We start from the raw sequence: 20,392 nt of genomic DNA, 5'->3' as shown, positions 1-20,392 counted from the left end.
GCGCACTGTTTATTCATTGCACCACCGGTACGGAACAGGTACACTAGAGAAAATAAAGTGACCGAGGTGAGCGGCATGCATACAGACTGTATTTTTTGTAAAATTGTTGAAGGAACTGTCCCTGCCACAAAAATTTATGAAGACGACGACACCCTTGCCTTTTTTGATATTTCACAAGTAACGAAGGGACACACACTCGTCATACCAAAAGCACACCATGAAAATATTTACACACTACCGGCGGACAGCGCGGCAAAGCTTTTTTCCGTTGTTCCTAAGATCGCGACGGCATTAAAGGAAACCTTTCAAGTGCAAGGAATGAATGTATTAAATAACAACGGCGAGAAGGCAGGACAAAGTGTTTTCCATTACCACTTACACCTCCTGCCACGCTATGAAGAAAGTGGTTTGTATGGACCGCTTTGGCATACGCAAACGACCACACCTGACTTTGATGCTTTAAAAACTTACGCAACAGCCATCCGTGCACACATCACTGACAAACCGTAATCAGTTTTCCACACAAAAAACGGGAGCAATGACGCCCTTTCCGTCAATGCTCCCGTTCTTCTTATTGCTCGTCCATTGCTTTCTGAATGGACAGTTCCACACGGTCTCCCGGCAAATCAATCTCTTTCACATACACACCATATGGAAAAAGTGCCTCAATGTTTTGTAAATGCAACACGAGCGCCTCTTCTTCTGGCAATATTTCAAGCCAATCTGGCCATTCCCCCGTAGCCATAAACATGCGCAGCGCATATTCAGGTGATAATGATAATTGACCGGCTGAAAGTGTATGTGCCCGCAGCAATAAAGAACCATCCGTTTGGACTTCTGGCGTAAATGTCATGGCGATATCAATGGTTGAAACGACTGTATCAATTTTCCCGTAAAAACGAACATCCTCGTCCGTCAATACAAATTGAACATGCATGTCCCCGTCTTGTTTCATCAAATGACCAAGAAGCCTATTCACTTCTTCCCGAGTGAATGTCATATCTACGACAGTTTCTGACTCATGCTCACTGGACGGAAGGCGCCACTCCTGTGCCGCAAATAGACGGCTGAAAAAAAAGATGACTGTCACCGTAATGACGACTAAGATGGTACACACAACGTAAAATCCATACTGATAAAAACGTCCGCTTTGCTTTTTCTGACGACGTGATGCCAAACAAACCACCCTCTCCAACAGTCAGAACTCCGTCGCCAGAAGTCAGATGACCCCGGCTCTCCTGATTCCTACTCCCAGCGTACACAATTTTATGACTAAAAATCAAATAAGAAGGATTATCTACGCTGATAACCCTTCTCTAACCTCTGGCTCTTACGATTCCGATCTCCGGCCTCTCATCTCAGACTTCCGGAAGGCTATGTATCATGCTGCCCAAACTACTTGGGCAGCATACACTTGAGATTAGCAAATCCAAGAAGCTCCAATAATCACAAGTAAGATAAACAAAACTACAAGTAAAGCAAATCCATTATAAGAAGCACCAGCAGCATAACTCACGAGTGTCATCCTCCTTTGATTATTTCTTTCATTTTTTCACAAAAGCAACAGGAAGTGCGCCTGCCTAAAAAACCACCACTCCAATAATAACTAGTAAAATGAATATAACAAGGATTAATGCAAGCCCACCTTGGTATCCAGACATATGAACACCCCCCTGTGCTTTGTTACCATATCCTATGCAGCACGAAGAGATAAGTACTGGGCGTTTGCCCTAATTTTTCACCTATACATGATCATTGTTCTCAAAGTACATTTGTGCTATAGTAAAACTTATGCACATACAAGAAAGCCTGTTCTATGGTGTGCGTAAAAATGATTTTGATCTTATTTGAGGAGTGTGCTGCATGAAGAAAACGTTACTCACTGCTTTAGGCATTGCGAGCTTAACCCTTTTCACTGCGTGCAATAACGATGCAAGTGACACCGTTCTAACCATTGATGGTGAAAATGTCATTACAAAAGATAGCCTTTACGAGGAAGCGAAAAATAACCAACAACTCCAACTCGTTCAAGGCAGTATCTCTCAAGCCCTTTACACTGACTTGCCATTGCGTGCAAGCAAAGACTTAGACATTTCAAAAGAAGAAATTGACGCTGGTTTTGAAGAGTGGAAAAAAGCAAATCAAATTGAATCAGATGAGAAATTACTTGAGTTGCTTAAAGACGGTCCGGAAAACCTGAAAACACTTGACGATGTGAAAGACCGCTTTGTCATCCCTAACATTGCACTAAAACACCTGCAAGCAGAAGGTCTTGATCTATCTGATGAAGTATTAGAAAAAGAATTCAATGAAAACAAAGAGCAATACGAGCGCGTTGCAGCACGTCATATTTTGGTGGAAGATGAAGACACAGCCAAAAAGGTCATTGATGAAATAAACGATGGGAAAGAATTTGACGAAGCTGTTCAAGAGTACTCTACAGATGAAATGTCTAAACAAGAAAATGGAAACCTTGGTGAATTTAACCGTTCGGAAATGGTTCCTGAGTTTAGTGATGCGGCTTTTGATTTAGAAGTAGGTAAAATTAGCGAACCAGTAAAATCTGATCATGGTTTTCACATCATCGAAGTGACCGAGCGTCTCGATACATTTGAGGCGAATCGTGATGCAATCGAAAAGAAATTCATTGAAGAAAACGGTAAACCGATTCAAACAGTCATCAAAGAACTGATTGAGAAATATAAGGTCAAGCTTCATGATGACGACTTGAAAGAATTTCTTGATCAAATGACAACTGTTCCTGAAGAAGCTACACCACCAGCTGACGCTGAAGAAAGCAAAGAAGATACAGATAAAAAAGATGAAGAGAAGAAAGATGAAGAGAAAAAGGATGAAGAGAAAAAGGATGAAAAGAAAGACGAAGATAAAAAAGACGAGTAACTTCATTCTTACCTATAAAAAACAGGTGACCACCATGGATCACCTGCTTCTTTCATATCATGAGTCACTCTTGTCGCGCTTTTTTCCCGCGCGCTTCCTCGAGTCGTTCCATGTACACTTGCCCTTCCTGTTCAATGCTTTCCTGTTCTACTTCGTTCTCTTCCCTCATCGTTTTCAGCCACATATACCCACTAACGAAAACGCCTGCAAGCACAGCATATACCCACCACGGACTTTGGACAATAAAGGTACCTAGTGATGTTTGTGTGAGAAGGAACGCAATCACTAAAGCAACTACGGACACTAAGGCAATCATTTGACTCATTTGATTTGACTTCATCTTCCAATCATCCCTCCAACTATATTTGATCTCCTTGTGTAATAAGGATAACGACGACTATGCCGATGTTTTCATTCCTTATATAGCTACCCTATGACTTGTCCGGCAGAAGTAGAACGACCATCTAGTGAAATTAAAAGACACGCATACGCCTAGCTATGATATACTGAAAAACAACTCCGTCATTCAAGAGGTGAAATTATGAAAAAAGGCATTCAGCATGCACGCGCAGGTACCCCTATTGACCACTACTTACTCATCAAAACCGCCACAAAACAAATTGCTAGTAATCATAAACCTTTCCTTACCCTCATACTAGGAGACCAAACTGGCGAAATAGAGGCAAAGCTATGGGGCATTAACGAAAAAGATGAAACCACATTTTGTAATAAAACAATGGTACATGTTCGAGGAGAAGTCATTGATTACCGTGGACGTCTACAATTAAAAATTAGCAGCATCCGCCAAGTGACTGCAGATGATCATGTGAAAATTGAGGACCTTATTCGTACTGCTCCGTTACAAAAAGACGATATGCTTGCGGTCATTAATGAATTTATTTTTGACATTCGTAACCCCAATCTTCAACGATTAACAAGGGCATTAATCAAAAAACACGAGCAAGCATTTTTAGAGTCACCTGCAGCAACAAGAAACCATCATGAATTTATGTCTGGTCTCGCTTATCACGTTGTCTCTATGTTAAACCTTGCTAAAAGCATTGTTAACCTCTATCCAGATATAGATCAAGACTTGCTTTATGCAGGTGTCATTTTGCATGACCTTGGCAAAGTAAGAGAACTATCTGGGGCCATTGATACAACATATACGGTAGAAGGAACATTGATTGGTCATATTTCCATTATTGCTGCTGAAATTGCTGAGACAGCAAAGGAATTACACATAGACGGGGAAGAGGTTGTCGCGTTACAACATCTCGTCCTCAGTCATCATGGGAAAGGGGAGTGGGGGAGCCCTAAATCACCGATGATTCGTGAAGCAGAAGTCCTTCACCTTATTGATCAATTCGATGCGAGGATTACGATGATGAACGATGCACTCGTGAACATTGAACCAGGCCAATTTTCAGAAAGAGTGATGGCACTTGAACAACGCCGTTTTTACAAACCAGCCTTTCAAAAAACACCAGCAGACATATTATAAATAGACCGGGTGCAGGTATGATCCTGCATCCGGCCTATTTATTTTTACCATGATGTCACTTTTTTTCTACGTTACCCTTTCCTCGTCTACGCTCTTTTTTCTTTTTCTTTTCCGCCGGTACTTGTTGTGTTGAGGACTGTTTAGGAATTGAAATGGTGAATCGAACGCCGTCTTCTGTATTTTCCACTTGAGCTGTCCCGTGATGAAGCGTCGCAATTTGTTTGACAATCGCTAGCCCTAAACCGAACTTTCCTTTATTCCCTTTATAAAACGGCTGGAACAACTTCGTCAAATCGTCGTCAATCGGTTCACCTTGATTTTCAACAATCAAATCAACCGTCTCTGAACGATCAATTGCGCGAATCGATAAATGACCTGTGGCATAACGAAGACCATTTTCTACTAAATTCTCCAGTAATACTTCACATTGCTCTAAATCAGCCTGAAGCACAACATCTGCACCACCAACATGAATCGTCACATCGTCACGTTGGTAACGAAAACGCTCCTCAATTTGGTAAGCCAGTTGTCCAAACAAAAATGTTTGTACTTGCAACTGTTCTTGTTGCATTTGGTCAAGCTTTGTATAATACAACATATCAATGACACGACGTTCCATCCGATTTGCCTCTTCAGTAATGACGTCCATTGTTTGCTCTAAGCTATCCTTTGGCATCATGCCATCTTTAACAGAAGCAGCATAACTTTTAATAACCATAATAGGTGTCTTTAGTTCATGTGACGCATGTTGAATGAACGTCTTTTGTGAACGATCATACCGGTTCAAATTCTTCCTCATTTTTTCAAATTGAAACGACAATCGTTCAAAGTCGGGATCACCTTCCCAGTGTAAAGCTTCTTGCCAGTTACGATTTGCAATTTGTTCAAGTCGGTGACCGAGCAACGCGAGCGGTTGTTTTAAATAGTGCTTTAACCATATCGCTGGCAATAAACTAAGAACACTTGTTAAAAGGACTAAATAGAGCAACCGTTCCCAAAGACGATCAACCATCTCGTCGCGATAGGTATCCCACATAAACGAGACAATATACACTTCATGCTTTAACTCCTGCATGACATAAAACAATGTTTGTCCATCAAACGTCATTTCATAACGTTGACGCTCTTTTTTTTGGTTTGCCGCATTCTCCATCATTTTCGTAATAATGGGGTCTTGTGTGTCGTCAATTCTCGCCTTGCCCTCTGGCAACCGCATCAAGAAGTAGCTAATCATTCCTTTTCCTTCTGACGCTTGATGAAAACCATGTTCCCATGGTGCAAGCCTAGAGGAATAATCGACCTCATCATTCAGACGCATTTGAATATGATTTTCAATCATGCGATACGTTTCTTCCGTCATCGTTCCTCTAATCGATAATGGATACACAATCATAATTGACAACGTGACGAGTACAATGAGCGAGACGAACGCGAGCCAAATGCGGCGCGTCAAATTCATTTTGATCATGAACGCAAAACACGGTATCCATAACCGTACAATGTTTCTACATGCAATCGTGGCATTTTTTTACGGACACGACGGACAACATCGTCAACTGCACGCGCTGAGCCTATATATTTTCGGTCCCATACCTTCTTCAAAATGAATTCACGTGAAAAAGCTTTGCCGATCTCTGATATTAGCAACAATGTGACATCCATCTCTTTTGTTGTCATTTCAATGACTTCATCTTCATTTTCCTTGTCCACAATGACACGACTCACAGGATCGATGTTATAGCCACTGAGCAACATGTTGTTCACTTCTAACACGCTTGTCCCATACACACGATTCAACAATTTCTTCGCCCGAATGATGAGCTCTTGTGGCAAGAATGGCTTTGCCAAGTAATCATCGCTCCCCATCTCTAATCCAAGAACACGATCTAAATCTTGATCGCGTGCCGAAATGAAAATCACGGGTGTATCCGCGCGTTGCTTAATGGCCTTTAATACTTGATAGCCATCTCTCCCAGGCAACATAATATCTAAAACCCATAAATGCGGTTCATCATTTACAGCTTGCATGGCGTCATGTCCATTCGTAAATACGGTTACTTGCCAACCTTCTTTTTGTAAATACGTCTTAAGCACTTCAGCTAAGTTTTCTTCGTCTTCAACTAAATATATTTGATATTGTTCCACCTTTTATTTCCTCCTCTTACTCGATGGTTTAAACCCATTTTACATCATTTAATGTAAAAAACGAAATTATGGGCGATTTTATGCAATATTATGCCACACTCCCATACTTTTTTATCTTTTTGCCGAAATTTTAGCAAGAAAAATAAGAAAAGGACTTCCGATGAAGAAGCCCTGAAACCATATTTACAGCAATACAATTGCCGCCAACGCTGTTAATGGTAATATCCAGCGCCGCCAACCGTATGGACGAGGACGATGAGGTGGATAGCCGTAATAAGGATAACCATAACCAAATTGCCGGTTTTGTGTTGCCTCATATCCTTCTATTTGAGACAAAAGAAGTGGCTGATCATGTTCATCCACGGGATACATGACATACAAATAATTTTCATCAACATATTCGATAATGGATTCAAATTCTTGCCCGTCTCCCATCGTTAATTTCACTGGATAATTTGTATACTGTTGTCCTAATGACATGAGCGATTGCTTATGTTCATCGGTCATTCTCATTCCCTCCTTCCTCTCTAACCATTCTATTCTTGAAAAAAAAATAGGTGAATGACATAGCCACTCATGTTATACTGTAAAAAAAGATTGCTCCTCAGCAAACATACATGAAACCGCTACCAGGAAGGTGATATGATCATGGTTTATTTTTTAACAGCTTTCGCAAAGGATGGTGCATCACTCCTCAATGAGCGTTTTGATGCGACATCGGATATAGAAGCCATGGCATTGGCTAAAGACATGTTAGCAAAAAATGATGCATTGGAACGGACCCACCGTCTCACACGTAGCGGTAAACTGTTGCTATTCGCACGTTAAAGCGAACCTCCTTAAAGACGTTCGCTTTTTTGTGTAAATGCGCCTCTATTTGACAATGAAAATTGCTTTCGGAACACTTCATGTACCATATAAGCAAATCCATCCTCCTCTGCAGTACGCGTTACCCAACTTGCTTGTTGTTGTACCGCTGGACTAGCGTTCCCCATTGCAACACCGAGTCCGGCGTGCTCGACAACTTCTAGATCGTCATCCCCCATTCCAATGACAACGGATTCTTCCGCGGCGATATTTTCTCTACGAAGCAACCATTGCAACGCGCGCCCTTTTGCGGCCCCTTGACCGAGTATCATCATGCTTCCCTCTGATGTGCGCGCAATATCTAAGTCCCCTACCTCTTCTGCCAGTATATCCCGAGCATAGCGTGCATCCGATTCATTTTCAAAGCGAAGCGTAAAGTTAAGTGGACCTTTCCCTTCCTTTAAAACTTGCTCATATAAAGAATCAACATAGGTCGTCGGATACACAATGTAATCGCCCGGAGAGGTAAGCGATATGCGGGCAAGCAATGTTTGTTTTTGATTGTCTTTACTCGCAACGGCATGATCATCATACATGAGGCGAATATCGCCATGAAACCGTTCCAATACATGACACGCATCTAATGCAACTTCAATATGCAGTGAACGATCGAACCATTCCTTTTTTTCCGTATCGGAAATGAGAGCACCACCATGGGCAATAATCATACATTCCATTTTTAATGCTTTTGCCACTTTCCTCGCATAAGTATAAGGCTTAGACGTCATTAACACGATTTTAACGCCTTTCCTTTTTAAATAGTTCATGGCATCCTTTGTTCGTCTTTTTATCTTCTCATCTGGTCCTACTAATACACCATCAATATTTACTGCGAGTAACTTATAAGTCTTCACGTGATGTTCCCTCCTCTTAGATAGCTTGTGCTTGTTTTAGGTGTATGTGAGAAGACAAGTAAGTAGAACCGCTCGGATGCTAAAAAAAGACCCGTCACACTTTTGTGACCGGCCTCATCTACGCATGGTGTTATTCGTCTTCTTCTGCTAAATGTCCATGAATCTCTTCTAACGGTTCTGTAATAATTTTGTTCACATCTGCAATGATCATGCTCATCTGTTGCTCTGTTTCCATCAACTTTGAAATGAGCGTATGTTGTGAAACGAGCTCAAACTGCTTTTGTGCTTGCTCAGCCTCTTCAGGTGAGATGTCCATCCCTTGCATTTGCTTTTGTTGTAATGACATCTGTAACTTCCGGAAATTATCGAACATCTTCCGCGCAATATCATCAGCAGCAATTTGTTTGTGTAAATCTTGTAGTTGTACAAATGCGGCGTCTTCTGCTAGTGCTTGCTTTAACTCGTGTGCCTTGTCATATATCTTTGACATGTTATCAGCTCCTCAAAAATCAGTCTTACCGACTATAACATGTTTTGTGCAGAAGATACAGTCTGAGCGATGTCTTTAATACAAAAACTGGACAATGAGGGCTTGTAAACAACCAACAACCGCACCAATTAGACCACCAAAATACGTAATCATTCGTAGTTCCTGCTTTGTTACCGCAAGAATTAACTTCTCAAGATGCGGCATTGACAATGACGCCACTTGGACTTGAATGATCTCTTCTATTCTTAACTTCTGTAGCAGTGATTTGACTTGACCTTGTATGTAAACAAGCACTTGCTGTACCACATTCGGTACCCACTCATCAACAACATTGTTTTCATATGCAGATGTCCATGTATATAACGGTGCATCTAACCAATCTAACAAAGGTACTTCTCCTTCGAATGTGAGGATCACTTTTTCTGATATTGGGGAGACATATGCTGTCAACTCAAACGACTGTAACGGGCGCGTTTGAAATTTTTCCCACTCTTGTTGTAAAAAGCGCTCCGCCATTTCTTTTGTACGCTCATCCGCCAGCAAGCGTTTGATTTCTGGTGTCAGCATATCGACTAATTTCTCCCGCGAGATAAACATCGAAACCATACTTCCCAATTTCCCTTTCGTTTCTATAAAACGCTCAACCATACTTGAAATGGCTTTCTGCCCCTCTGCACTCTCAATATACTGTTGCCCTTTTTCTAGAAACAGATGGACTGCCTTTGGTAACCAGTCTGTCACTTGTTGTGCTAACGCTGGAGGTAGCAGTGCTTCAACTGGTCTATCTTTATTTTCCTCCAAAAATGTCGTCAACTTTGTTTCGAGCCATTTTTTAGACAAAGACGTCAATCGTTCTCGTCGCACATCGATCTGAAACCATTTTTGAAAAAAGTATGCCACACTTTCCTCACGTTGTAACCACGCACGCACAGTTTCCTGCGTCCATGTCGTCATTTCTTTGACAAACGGACTCGCTCCAAGCTGCTTTTCGATCCCTTCTGCTGTTAATAAATGCTGTCCGACAATCCGACCGAGCTGTACAGACAATTCTTGCTGACGCTTCGGTAATAAACCTGGGGTAAAAGGGACTTGATAACGCCCGATTTTGTACGCACGATAAGGTCTAAATAACATCCGAATGGCAAGTAAATTGGTCGCCGCACCAACGAGCGCACCTACAGTTGCCATAAATAAAATTAATACAATTACATTCACGCTCAACGCTTACTACATTTTCAATCGTAGCAAGCTCCCTCCTTTTATTCACATTACACATGCATGTCATCATCACATATGACTCCATCTATGTTACACTAAAAACAGCTTTTCATCACGACTGGAGGAATTCATATGCTCGTCCACTTTGAATATAAACCCTTATCAACTATTGGTCGTAAAAAATCTTGGGCCTTTAAATGCTATTATAAACAACAATTTATTGCCGGTACGTACCATTACAATGGAGATATTACATGGCAAACACCCCCTAAAAAAGAAGAGCCTATGTTAAAAGAGGCCATTCACGATTTAATGCTTTATCATGTATATGAATCTGAACACCAACCTGCGATGCATAAAACCGAATCATCCTCCCCATCCTAAATGAGACAGGCGAGTCATACAATTAGATCACTCGTTCTCACGAAAGAAGGGATAAACGTTGAAGCGGAAACAAACAAAAGAAGACTGTGATGGTCGCGCGTGCTATGAAATGGACGTCGACCGTTACATTAACGAAGGCTTAAGCGGTGGACGTATTGATCCGCACTCAGGTGGGCTCATTGAGGAATCTCTCTCGTTAAAAGAAGAAGAACCACCCGCTAAGTCATAAAACAAGCTGCATATGCCAGCTTGTTTTTCAATGAATACTGCATTTAAAAAGGATGAATCAAATGATTGACGACATTAAACATGCTTTTAGTCATGCTCATTGGCAAAATGGAGAAAATAAAGCCACCCGCTGGTCTTTACAAGACCCTCACACATGCACTGTCATCCATCTCAATCGAACGAAACTCACGGCAAGAGAGCAACTGCTCCTTGCGCACGTATTCACAGAGGTTAACGAAAGTATGATACCAAAAACAGCGATTGAGAAAAAATGGTTTCACTGTTTACGTGAGCAGCAAGCGCCTCATCCTGATCCTCATCAAACATATATCCCTGTTTACTTCAAATTAACTACAGCGCCCATGGATCTCTCAAGCTTCAGAGAAGCTGTGCATCATATTTTCCCCCATAACACAGCAATCATATGGGAAAGTACGACAGAAGGTCTATTCATCTATGCAGTGCAACCATTAGAAGATGATGTCGACCTTGAAGCGCTCGCAACACTCCTTCAAAGTGACTTTTATACAAATGTTGCTTTATTAAAAGGCATGCCGTTACCAATAAAAGATGTCCATGACGCGCTGCACTTTTCGAAGCAATTGTTTTCATTTGCCCACAATATTCATCCGGAGAAGAACGTCTTATGCGCTGCGGAAACTGCTATATCATGGCTGACGCAAACGATCACACCGACACAATTTGCGAAGGTGAAGAGATACTTTTTGCCAGCACCAATACTCACGGATCAAGAACTTCTCCGCGCTATTATCGTTTATCTTAACCATCATATGAACATCTCAAAAGCAGCGAGTGCACTTCATTTACACCGAAATAGTTTACAATACCGTCTGAACAAATTTATGAATCGTACTGGACTAGACTTAAGGCGCTTCCCTCACGCTGCCATTACCTATTTCCTCCTTCAGGGACAAAACGTGTAGCCATTGTCTATCTGCCCAAGTGATACTCGTTCTTTTTGTGCAGCTTGACAATAGCCAAAGAGCTGTAAATTCTCGTACAATTAAGTTGAAACCGCATACAACATACGTACATGAAAATGATGGAGGTATAATCATGGCATCGATTCAATTAAAACATATTCATAAAATTTATGAGGGCAATGTAAGCGCCGTTACCGACTTCAATTTAACTATTGAGGATAAAGAGTTTATCGTTTTTGTTGGCCCATCAGGGTGCGGGAAATCAACAACATTGCGAATGATTGCTGGGCTAGAAGAGATTTCAAAAGGCGACCTCATCATCGACGGGAAACGTATGAATGAAGTTGCACCAAAAGACCGCGATATTGCGATGGTCTTTCAAAACTATGCCTTATATCCACATATGAACGTCTATGACAATATGGCATTCGGCTTGAAGCTGCGTAAATTTAGTCAGTCTGAAATTGACCAACGTATTAAAAAAGCCGCAAATATTTTAGGGCTTGAGCACATGCTCGATCGCAAACCGAAAGCGATGTCAGGCGGACAACGACAACGCGTTGCGTTAGGACGCGCGATCGTTCGTGATCCAAAAGTCTTTCTGATGGACGAGCCTTTATCCAACTTAGATGCAAAATTGCGCGTACAAATGCGTGCAGAAATTATTAAATTACATCAACGCTTACAAGCAACAACAATTTATGTGACACACGACCAAACGGAAGCAATGACGATGGCGAGTCGTATTGTCGTCATGAAAGACGGCATTGTGCAACAAATTGGTTCTCCAAAAGATGTATATGATCACCCAGAAAATATGTTTGTTGGTGGATTTATTGGCTCCCCAGCAATGAACTTCCTGCATGGACGTTTGGATGGGGCTGATTTCGTCATTGGTGAAACACGTATCCAAATTCCAGAAGGAAAACGGTCGCTTTTGCGTAAAAAAGGTTTTGATCATGGTGACATCGTTTTAGGCATTCGCCCTGAAGATATTCATGAAGAACCACTATTTATTTCGGCAAGCCCGAACACATTAATTTCAGCACCGATTAGTGTCGTTGAGCTCACTGGTGCTGAAAGTATGTTGTACTCTGACATTGCTGGACAGTCGTTTATCGCCCGCATCAATGCGCGTACCCATGTCCAAAGCGGTGACGTACTAGAACTTGCTCTTGATATGAACAAAGCACATTTCTTTAATCCTGAAGATGAAAGACGTATCCGTGATTAAAAAGTAAGAAGGCGACGACCGTCGCCTTCCCCTTTAAGCAATGCTTATTATTTTTGTGAATCCTAATTAGAAATGTTTCCCAGCTCCCATTTGAACAAGGCGCTTTGTAATTTCACCGCCAACAGATCCGTTCGCACGAGAAGTTGAATCTGGACCAAGATTGACACCAAATTCAGAAGCAATTTCGTACTTCATTTGATCAAGTGCTTGTTGTACTCCAGGTACAACCAAGTTGTTTTGATGTTGCATATCATCTCACCTCCCTATGTGAAAATAGAATGTCTCAACGCAATACATTTTATGTATCATGACAAAAAAATTTTAGATACATAAAAAAACCACCCTTTTACAACGGGTGGCGTAATGCACGAATGGTGTGCAAGCTATCATGATTTTCCAATGCTGACAAGTCGCCTACATCCTCGCCGAGAAAAGTTTTTTTCAACAAACGGCGCATCACCTTACCATTGCGCGTCTTTGGCAAAGCCTTCACTGCGTAACACGCGCGGAATCGTAAAGATTTTCCAAGCTTTACCTCAACTAACGTTTGTAATACTTGCATCAATTCTTCATCTAAGACGACATGATCTTTTACGACAACAAAAGCAAGTGCTGCCTCTCCTTTTACATCATCATTTACACCAATCACCGCTGCCTCAATCACATCACAATGACTGACCAACACCGTTTCTATTTCAGCTGGTCCGACCCGTTTACCAGCAATGGTTAAGACATCATCTGAACGTCCCGTAATACGCCACTCACCGCTTTCATACAACACCGAGTCGCCATGTACCCACACATGCTCAAATCTCTGCCAATACGTCTGCAAATAACGCTCACGCTCTTGCCAAAAGCCGGCCGTCATACCGACCCATGGTGCCGTCAATACGAGCTCACCGACTGCATGTTCAACCGCTTGCCCCGTTTGATCATACACCGCTGCAGCCATGCCAGGAAGGGCACAGTTAAATGTCGATACGCCAATTGGTTTCGTCAGTACATTACCTAAAATCCCACCGCCAATTTCCGTGCCGCCACTGTAATTAAAAATCGGAATGCGTTTTCGTCCAATTTTTTCATACAACCATAACCATGGATCATCATTCCACGGCTCTCCGGTCGACGCAAACACGCGAACATGTTCAAGGGGGTCGCTAGGCACCGCTTCCTTGTGTGGCATTAAAGACCGAATAAGCGTAGGCGATACCCCAACGTGCGTCGCTTGATGCTTCTTTGCCACATCAAATAGCCGTGTTTTTTGCGGATAGTCAGGTGTCCCATCATAAAGAACAAGCGTTGCGCCATTGAGCAGTGCGCCATACAATAAAAACGGTCCCATCATCCAACCCATATCAGTATACCAAAACAAAGCATCTTCACGGCCAACATCCATACATATACCTGCATCAAATGCGGCTTTGATCGGAAAACCACTATGCGTATGGACAGCTGCTTTTGGGCGCCCTGTCGTTCCTGATGTATAGAGTAACATGAGTGGCTCGTCTGTTTTCATCGCTACTGTAGCTACATGTCTCTCCACAGATAAACAATCGTCATATGACACATCACGCCCTTCTACCCAATCAATTGACTGTCCAACGCGTTTTGTCACAATCATTTGTTTTAGAGAAGGGACAGACTGTGCCGCCGCGTCTGCTGTTTCTTTTAGTGAAATGATGTTGCCACGGCGGTAAAAACCATCGGCGGTAAAAAGCACACTTGCCTCACATGCGTTCAATCGTGTCGCAATCGCCTCTTCCCCATAGCCAGAAAAAATCGGTGTTGTGATGACGCCGAGCTTTGCACACGCAAGCATAATTACGACCACTTCCGGTGTCATCGGCATGAGCACCCCAGCAATATCTCCTTTTTTCATCCCTCTTGCGCTTAATCCTGCCGCAAGTTTCTCGACATTGTCCGCAAGCGCTTGATACGTCATGTCGATCGTCGCCCCACACTCCCCTTCCCAAGCGAGTGCTTTTTTCGTGCGCATATGCGGGTCTTCTGTCCATTTCGTCACTGCACTATCAACAATATTAAGCGTCCCATCTTGGAACCATTTTGGGAAAGCGATGCCATCGTCCATATTTAATACACTTGTATACGGTTTTTGCCACACAACCCCAAGTGTACGCACCACTTCATGCCAAAACCAGTCTGGATTTTCTATTGAAGCACGGTGAAAGTCTTCATCATTTATATAACCTAGTCGCTTCATCCACTGATATAAGCGCGTCTTTTCTATTTGTGCTTTTGTCGGTTGCCACATGATACACAACCTCCTTTCTGTCCGCTGGAATGTCATCACACCGGATAAACAGGGTGCTTCCGCTCAGTAAATGTGACATTTTTATGCTCATATAAACGAAAACGATTGATCAACTCCGCGCGCAAGTCATTGCCATTGACAATCCCATCAATAACGAGTTCAGATGCCAAACGATACACATCAATATCGGCTTTATATTCTTCACGTTTCTCAGCAATGAAAACTGCCCGCTCAGCCTCTGGGAGCTCTGCAATCTTTTTCGCATAGACGGCATTCACTGCGGCTTCCGGTCCCATCACTGCAATTTGCGCTTGTGGTAACGCGAGACAACAGTCTGGATCAAAAGCCGGACCTGCCATCGCATATAGTCCTGCACCATACGCTTTGCGCACAACAACCGAAATTTTTGGTACTGTTGCTTCTGCCATCGCTGAAATCATCTTCGCCCCGTGACGAATAATCCCGGCGCGTTCGACTTTCGTTCCGATCATAAACCCGGGAATATCCGCTAAAAATAATAACGGGATATGATACGCATCGCAGAGCGTAATAAAACGTGCTGCTTTATCAGCCGAGTCATGAAACAACACGCCACCCTTTGCTTTCGGTTGGTTGGCAACAATACCGATGACCCGACCATCTAAATGGGCAAACCCCGTAATGAGCTCTGGGGCAAATAACGCTTTTATTTCAAAAAAGCTTTCTTCATCGACGAGTCTGTCTAGAAAATCATACATATTAAACGGTGCGTTTTGATTGGCTGGAATGAGTGATTCAATCGTTCCTGGTAATTCCGCTGGTGGACGTGGTGTCTCGCGCGCTGGCTGTTCTTCGTAGCTTTTTGGCATATAGCGCAAATAAGCACGTGCTTTTTCAATTGCTTCTTGTTCATTCGCCGCTAAAATATCTCCGCATCCAGACACACTACAATGCATCGACGCGCCGCCCATTTCTTCTAGGGTCACATTTTCACCAATGACCATTTGCGCCATTCGCGGTGAACCTAAATACATTGACGCATTGCCATCAACCATAATGACAACATCACAGAATGCCGGGATGTACGCGCCTCCTGCCGCGGATGGACCAAATAAAATGCATACTTGCGGGACTCTGCCAGACAACTTTACTTGGTTATGAAAAATTTTTCCAGCCCCGCGCCGTCCTGGGAACATTTCAACTTGATCGGTAATACGCGCCCCAGCTGAATCGACCAAATAAAGCATGGGCACATGCAATTTTTCCGCTGTTTCTTGAATGCGAATGATTTTTTCAACCGTGCGCGCACCCCACGAGCCCGCTTTTACGGTTGAATCATTGGCCATCACGCAAACAGGCTTCCCACCAATTGTCCCCATACCACAAACAACCCCGTCAGCTGGTAAACCTTCTGCTTCACTATTGGCAAACAAGCCGTCCTCACATGTCAAATCGTCATCTAAAAGAAGGCGCAAACGCTCCCGCACAAACAGCTTCCCTTTTTCCGCATTTTGCTCATGGTAATGTGCTTTCCCACCTTGCTCAATTTGTTTCTTCTTCTCATTGCGCATTTGTTCAACCGTCATGTCAATGCCTCCCTCAGTTGCCCTTATATATCGGCTGTCTTTTCTCTTTAAACGCGGCAAGCCCTTCAAGCCGATCATTCGTGTGTAAAATCGTTTGGTATGCCTCGTGCTCACGTCGTAACCCCTCAGCTAGCGGTAAATCTGCGCTGGCGTCGATCGCTTGCTTCGCTGCTTGCAATGCGAGCGGCCCACTTTGCGCCATTTCTATTGCAAGTGCTCGGGCAGCGGTTGCCATTTCTTCTACTGGCACGGCATGCTCACATAACCCAATCGCGTACGCTTCTGCGCCAGAAATACGCCTTCCTGTGTAAATCAATTCTTTCGCTTTCCCTGGACCAATGAGCCGGGGCAAGCGTTGTGTCCCTCCTGCGCCAGGAATGATTGCTAACCTCGTTTCTGTTAACCCATATTGCGCGTCCTTCGCGAAGAGCCGCACATCACCAGCAAGGCATAATTCCAATCCACCCCCAAAAGCATGACCAGCCGCCGCAACAATGACCGGCTGCGGCAAAGACGCGAGCGCTTCGACAGTTTCACCAATCAATTTGACCGTCTCTATGGCCTCTTCTTCTGTCATTGCCGCCCGTTCTTTTAAATCTGCGCCCGCACAAAACACTTTCCCCGTTGCAGCCGTAAGGACGACAACACGGATGTCACGATCTTCTTTGATCTTTTCACATTGCGCTTTCAATGCCTTTAATAATTTTAACGATAATGCGTTCGCCGCTTCCGGTCGATTGAAATACAACCATGCACAGTGATCTTCTACTGCCGTAATTAATGGGCCTTGCTTTAACAAATCATTCAAGCTCAATGAGGTCGTCTCCTTCATTCACAAACTCCCCCTCTGGTTTTAAAATGGTCTTCACTTTTCCAGCCGTTTGCGCCTCAATTGGGATTTCCATTTTCATCGATTCCAAAATGGCTACTTCCTGTCCAACTTTTACTTCATCTCCAACGGACACAGTTATTTTCCATACATTCCCTGCCATCGTCGATTGAATTGCACTCATCACGTTGTTCAACCCCCAGTATACCTACCGCCTCATTTACGATTCAGACGGAGATGTCTTTTTCTCTAACACAAAATCTTTTGCGTGTGTATTTAAAAAAGATGTCGTTGCCTCTCCTGCACAAAAGATGGGATGAGCAACAATCTCTTTTAAAAGTGGGATATTCGTTTTTATGCCTGTAATATCATATGCGGCTAACGCCTCAGCCATCGCTTCGCAAGCCTCTGTTCGCGTTGCCTTTTTGACGATCATTTTCGCGATCATCGGGTCATAGAACGGTGTAATCACACTGCCTGCACCGACTGGACACTCGTGGCGAATATCAGGTGCTTCTGGCTGTTTGAATGTCGCAATCGTTCCAGGAGATGGGAAAAATTTGACCGGATCTTCAGCATAAATGCGTACTTCTAGTGCATGCCCTTCCGGCTGCAAATCCTTTTGCGCCCACGGCAATACCTCTCCCGCGGCAATCCGAATTTGCCATTCCACTAAGTCAATCCCAAAAATCTCCTCTGTTACGGGATGCTCGACTTGTAAACGTGTATTCATCTCTAAAAAGTAAAAATCGCCATTTTCGGCAACCAAACATTCTAATGTGCCAACATTTTCATAGCCAATAAATGTTGCTGCTTGCTTGGCCATCGCAATCATTTTTTCCCGCGTCTCATTTGTCAAAAATGGTGAAGGTGCTTCTTCAACGACTTTTTGATGCCGACGTTGAATTGAGCAATCTCGCTCCCCTAAAATAACGACATTTCCAGCTTGGTCGGCAACAATTTGCATTTCAATGTGGCGAGGACGCACAATATATTTTTCGATGAAAATTGCACCATCCCCAAAAAACATTTGCGCCTTTTTGAGCGTTCGTTCAAAAGCAAGTGCACACGCTTCCTCATCTTCACACAATTCAATGCCAATCCCGCCGCCACCTGAAGCAGCTTTCAACATGACGGGATAACCCATCTCTTCTGCAACTTGTACCGCTTCTTCCTTTGTTGTCACTGCGCTACTGCCTGGGATAACCGGTACACCTGCTTTTACCATCGTTTCCCGTGCCTGCAATTTATCTCCCATCGCCGCAATCGTTGTCGCATTCGGTCCAATAAAAATGAGCCCCTCTACGGTACATAACGTCGCAAAGTCCGCTTGTTCAGACAACAATCCATATCCAGGATGAACCGCATCGGCTCCAGATTCTTTTGCGACTTCAATGATTCGTGTTTGATTTAAATAGCTTTCATGAACGCGGGCACCACCGATATGGTAGGCCTCGTCTGCCAGTTTCGTATGCAATGCGTCTTTATCAGCCTCTGAATAAACTGCGACCGTTTTGATCGCCATTTTCTTACACGTACGGATAATGCGACAAGCAACCTCGCCGCGGTTTGCGATTAGTATTTTTTTAATCATTCAATTCGCTCCTTTGCTACGTCCGTGGTAATCCTAAATGACGGGCAATGACGAGTCGTTGAATTTCCGACGTTCCTTCACCGATTTCCAGCAATTTCGCATCACGGAGCATCCGTTCCACTTCATATTCCTTCATATAGCCATAACCACCATGAATTTGTAATGCTTGATTACAAACACGTGTGGCTGTTTCTGAAGCAAACAACTTTGCATATGCCGACTCTTTGCCAAACGGTTGACCGGCATCTTTTAAGCTCGCCGCCTTATGCACCATCGTCCGGGCCAAATCAATTTCCATCGCCATATCGGCTAACTTAAATTGGATTGCTTGGAAAGCACCAATCACTTTTCCAAATTGCTTTCGTTCTTGCGCATAAGCAAGTGCCCGGTCAAATGCCGCTTGGGCAATGCCAACTGCAAGTGCAGCGATAGAAATCCGGCCGCCGTCAAGTGTATATAAAAATTGACTAAACCCCTTTTCTGGATCGCCTAATACATTTTCTTTCGGGATCCGCACGTCCTCTAATACAAGTTCACACGTATTAGACGCGCGCACGCCCATTTTGTCATAATCAGCCCGAATCGAAAATCCGGCAGCATCTGTCGGGACAATAAAAGCAGAAATTTGCTTCTTCCCATCTTCCCGCTCGCCTGTCACGGCGGTCACAATGACGGTATCCGCGTAGCTTGCATTCGTAATCCAACATTTTTCACCATTAATGACATAATCAGGTCCATCGGCAACAGCTTTTGTCTGTGTGCCTCCTGCATCCGATCCTGCATTTGGCTCCGTTAAACCAAATGCCCCAAGCGTTTTTCCGCTTGCAAGCGGAGTGAGGTATTTTTGTTTCTGTTCCTCTGTCCCGTAATAATAAATCGGGCTTGCCCCAAGCGATACGGCCGCCGCATAGCTTAAACCTGTCCCGCCACACGCATAGCCAATCTCCTCAACAGCAATCGCATACGACACCGTATCTCCACCTGATCCACCATATCTTTCTGGGAAAGGAAGTCCTAAAAGCCCTAATTCACCCATTTTTTTAAATGCTTGTTCGGCAAATAATGATTGTTCATCACGCTGTCTCGCTTTTGGTGCCAATTCTTTTTTTGCAAACTGTCTGACCATATCACGAATCATCTCTTGATCTTTCGTTAACGTCACATTCAAAGAAAAAACCCCTTTTTCATCTAATCCGAGCGAGCGCTCAGTGAAATTCATGAAAGCGTTAACAAAATCTTAGCGCATCTGATGAATAAAGTCAAATGAGTTGGAATTGTCGTTTTTTGTCGTTTATAACTACCATCTCACAGTCATTTCCTGTTCAATTAACTCACATTCTAACCTTTCCACTTATTCGCTCTG

Annotated in this window: 24 protein-coding genes; 8 read left to right on the top strand and 16 right to left on the bottom strand. The window is 43.3% G+C overall.

What is annotated here, in order from left to right; translation table 11 throughout:
• Positions 1-57 precede the first annotated feature (57 nt).
• Positions 58-510 (top strand): HIT family protein, encoded by a 453-nt coding sequence (locus NSQ26_RS02040; protein WP_499718971.1) that lies wholly within the window; start codon positions 58-60, stop codon positions 508-510.
• 61 nt (positions 511-571) lie between these two features.
• Here NSQ26_RS02040 and NSQ26_RS02035 read toward each other — a convergent pair whose 3' ends face one another.
• Positions 572-1,177 (bottom strand): YpmS family protein, encoded by a 606-nt coding sequence (locus NSQ26_RS02035; protein WP_499718970.1) that lies wholly within the window; start codon positions 1,175-1,177, stop codon positions 572-574.
• Positions 1,178-1,420: 243 nt separating this feature from the next.
• Complete coding sequence (locus NSQ26_RS02030) at positions 1,421-1,516, bottom strand: YjcZ family sporulation protein (protein WP_499718969.1); 96 nt, start codon at positions 1,514-1,516, stop codon at positions 1,421-1,423.
• Positions 1,517-1,863: 347 nt separating this feature from the next.
• Here NSQ26_RS02030 and NSQ26_RS02025 point away from each other — a divergent pair, with 347 nt between their 5' ends.
• Positions 1,864-2,901: a foldase protein PrsA gene (locus NSQ26_RS02025; RefSeq protein ID WP_499718968.1), complete on the top strand. Its 1,038-nt coding sequence runs from the start codon at positions 1,864-1,866 to the stop codon at positions 2,899-2,901.
• Positions 2,902-2,965: 64 nt separating this feature from the next.
• Here the strand turns inward: NSQ26_RS02025 and NSQ26_RS02020 are convergent, their stop codons facing one another.
• Entirely contained in the window at positions 2,966-3,241 is a 276-nt protein-coding gene (locus NSQ26_RS02020; protein ID WP_090775720.1) for a sporulation YhaL family protein, read from the bottom strand.
• Between the two features lie 201 nt (positions 3,242-3,442).
• On the opposite strand from NSQ26_RS02020, the gene yhaM reads away from it, so the two are divergent.
• Positions 3,443-4,405 (top strand): 3'-5' exoribonuclease YhaM, encoded by a 963-nt coding sequence (gene yhaM / locus NSQ26_RS02015; RefSeq protein WP_499718967.1) that lies wholly within the window; start codon positions 3,443-3,445, stop codon positions 4,403-4,405.
• A 55-nt stretch (positions 4,406-4,460) separates the two neighbouring features.
• Here the strand turns inward: yhaM and NSQ26_RS02010 are convergent, their stop codons facing one another.
• The 3 genes from NSQ26_RS02010 to NSQ26_RS02000 all read right to left on the bottom strand — a co-directional run bounded on the left by NSQ26_RS02010 (position 4,461) and on the right by NSQ26_RS02000 (position 7,057).
• Positions 4,461-5,873 carry a sensor histidine kinase gene (locus tag NSQ26_RS02010; RefSeq protein WP_499718966.1) on the bottom strand — a complete coding sequence of 471 codons (1,413 nt, stop codon included), beginning with the start codon at positions 5,871-5,873 and terminating at the stop codon, positions 4,461-4,463.
• Positions 5,870-6,550, bottom strand: coding sequence for a response regulator transcription factor (locus tag NSQ26_RS02005; protein WP_090775723.1), 681 nt, complete (start codon positions 6,548-6,550; stop codon positions 5,870-5,872). The genes NSQ26_RS02010 and NSQ26_RS02005 overlap by 4 nt, the downstream gene beginning before the upstream one ends.
• Before the next feature lie 183 nt (positions 6,551-6,733).
• Positions 6,734-7,057: a hypothetical protein gene (locus NSQ26_RS02000; protein ID WP_090775724.1), complete on the bottom strand. Its 324-nt coding sequence runs from the start codon at positions 7,055-7,057 to the stop codon at positions 6,734-6,736.
• A gap of 141 nt (positions 7,058-7,198) precedes the next feature.
• On the opposite strand from NSQ26_RS02000, the gene NSQ26_RS01995 reads away from it, so the two are divergent.
• Positions 7,199-7,378, top strand: a complete 180-nt coding sequence (locus NSQ26_RS01995) for a YhzD family protein (RefSeq protein WP_090775725.1) — start codon at positions 7,199-7,201, stop codon at positions 7,376-7,378.
• Between the two features lie 11 nt (positions 7,379-7,389).
• Here NSQ26_RS01995 and NSQ26_RS01990 read toward each other — a convergent pair whose 3' ends face one another.
• The 3 genes from NSQ26_RS01990 to NSQ26_RS01980 all read right to left on the bottom strand — a co-directional run bounded on the left by NSQ26_RS01990 (position 7,390) and on the right by NSQ26_RS01980 (position 9,976).
• Positions 7,390-8,271 carry an HAD family hydrolase gene (locus NSQ26_RS01990; protein ID WP_499718965.1) on the bottom strand — a complete coding sequence of 294 codons (882 nt, stop codon included), beginning with the start codon at positions 8,269-8,271 and terminating at the stop codon, positions 7,390-7,392.
• A 130-nt stretch (positions 8,272-8,401) separates the two neighbouring features.
• Entirely contained in the window at positions 8,402-8,761 is a 360-nt protein-coding gene (locus NSQ26_RS01985; protein ID WP_499718964.1) for a YlbF/YmcA family competence regulator, read from the bottom strand.
• A 75-nt stretch (positions 8,762-8,836) separates the two neighbouring features.
• Entirely contained in the window at positions 8,837-9,976 is a 1,140-nt protein-coding gene (locus NSQ26_RS01980; protein WP_499718963.1) for a DUF445 domain-containing protein, read from the bottom strand.
• 135 nt (positions 9,977-10,111) lie between these two features.
• Here NSQ26_RS01980 and NSQ26_RS01975 point away from each other — a divergent pair, with 135 nt between their 5' ends.
• The 4 genes from NSQ26_RS01975 to NSQ26_RS01960 all read left to right on the top strand — a co-directional run bounded on the left by NSQ26_RS01975 (position 10,112) and on the right by NSQ26_RS01960 (position 12,769).
• Positions 10,112-10,363, top strand: coding sequence for a DUF5342 family protein (locus NSQ26_RS01975; RefSeq protein ID WP_090775729.1), 252 nt, complete (start codon positions 10,112-10,114; stop codon positions 10,361-10,363).
• Between the two features lie 58 nt (positions 10,364-10,421).
• Positions 10,422-10,592 (top strand): hypothetical protein, encoded by a 171-nt coding sequence (locus NSQ26_RS01970; RefSeq protein ID WP_499718962.1) that lies wholly within the window; start codon positions 10,422-10,424, stop codon positions 10,590-10,592.
• 61 nt (positions 10,593-10,653) lie between these two features.
• A complete protein-coding gene (locus NSQ26_RS01965; RefSeq protein WP_499718961.1) occupies positions 10,654-11,535 on the top strand; it encodes a PucR family transcriptional regulator in 882 nt (293 codons plus the stop codon).
• A 133-nt stretch (positions 11,536-11,668) separates the two neighbouring features.
• Positions 11,669-12,769, top strand: coding sequence for an ABC transporter ATP-binding protein (locus tag NSQ26_RS01960; RefSeq protein ID WP_090775731.1), 1,101 nt, complete (start codon positions 11,669-11,671; stop codon positions 12,767-12,769).
• Between the two features lie 66 nt (positions 12,770-12,835).
• Here NSQ26_RS01960 and NSQ26_RS01955 read toward each other — a convergent pair whose 3' ends face one another.
• The 7 genes from NSQ26_RS01955 to NSQ26_RS01925 all read right to left on the bottom strand — a co-directional run bounded on the left by NSQ26_RS01955 (position 12,836) and on the right by NSQ26_RS01925 (position 20,197).
• Complete coding sequence (locus NSQ26_RS01955) at positions 12,836-13,018, bottom strand: alpha/beta-type small acid-soluble spore protein (RefSeq protein ID WP_090775732.1); 183 nt, start codon at positions 13,016-13,018, stop codon at positions 12,836-12,838.
• A gap of 97 nt (positions 13,019-13,115) precedes the next feature.
• Entirely contained in the window at positions 13,116-15,041 is a 1,926-nt protein-coding gene (locus NSQ26_RS01950; protein WP_499718960.1) for an AMP-binding protein, read from the bottom strand.
• A gap of 35 nt (positions 15,042-15,076) precedes the next feature.
• Complete coding sequence (locus tag NSQ26_RS01945; protein ID WP_499718959.1) at positions 15,077-16,606, bottom strand: acyl-CoA carboxylase subunit beta; 1,530 nt, start codon at positions 16,604-16,606, stop codon at positions 15,077-15,079.
• 13 nt (positions 16,607-16,619) lie between these two features.
• Complete coding sequence (locus NSQ26_RS01940) at positions 16,620-17,438, bottom strand: enoyl-CoA hydratase-related protein (protein WP_499718958.1); 819 nt, start codon at positions 17,436-17,438, stop codon at positions 16,620-16,622.
• The gene (locus tag NSQ26_RS01935) at positions 17,407-17,619 is read right to left on the bottom strand and encodes an acetyl-CoA carboxylase biotin carboxyl carrier protein subunit (protein WP_090775826.1); all 213 of its coding nucleotides are present in this window, start codon (positions 17,617-17,619) and stop codon (positions 17,407-17,409) included. The genes NSQ26_RS01940 and NSQ26_RS01935 overlap by 32 nt, the downstream gene beginning before the upstream one ends.
• Positions 17,620-17,655: 36 nt before the next feature.
• On the bottom strand, positions 17,656-19,029 hold the full coding sequence (locus NSQ26_RS01930) for an acetyl-CoA carboxylase biotin carboxylase subunit (RefSeq protein WP_499718957.1): 1,374 nt from the start codon (positions 19,027-19,029) through the stop codon (positions 17,656-17,658).
• A gap of 16 nt (positions 19,030-19,045) precedes the next feature.
• A complete protein-coding gene (locus NSQ26_RS01925; protein WP_499718956.1) occupies positions 19,046-20,197 on the bottom strand; it encodes an acyl-CoA dehydrogenase family protein in 1,152 nt (383 codons plus the stop codon).
• Between the last annotated feature and the right edge of the window lie 195 nt (positions 20,198-20,392).

It is taken from the genome of Bacillus sp. FSL W7-1360 (assembly GCF_038592975.1).
In the GTDB taxonomy this organism is placed as follows: domain Bacteria; phylum Bacillota; class Bacilli; order Bacillales; family Bacillaceae_D; genus Shouchella; species Shouchella lonarensis.
This window is presented reverse-complemented; position numbering and strand designations above follow the sequence as displayed.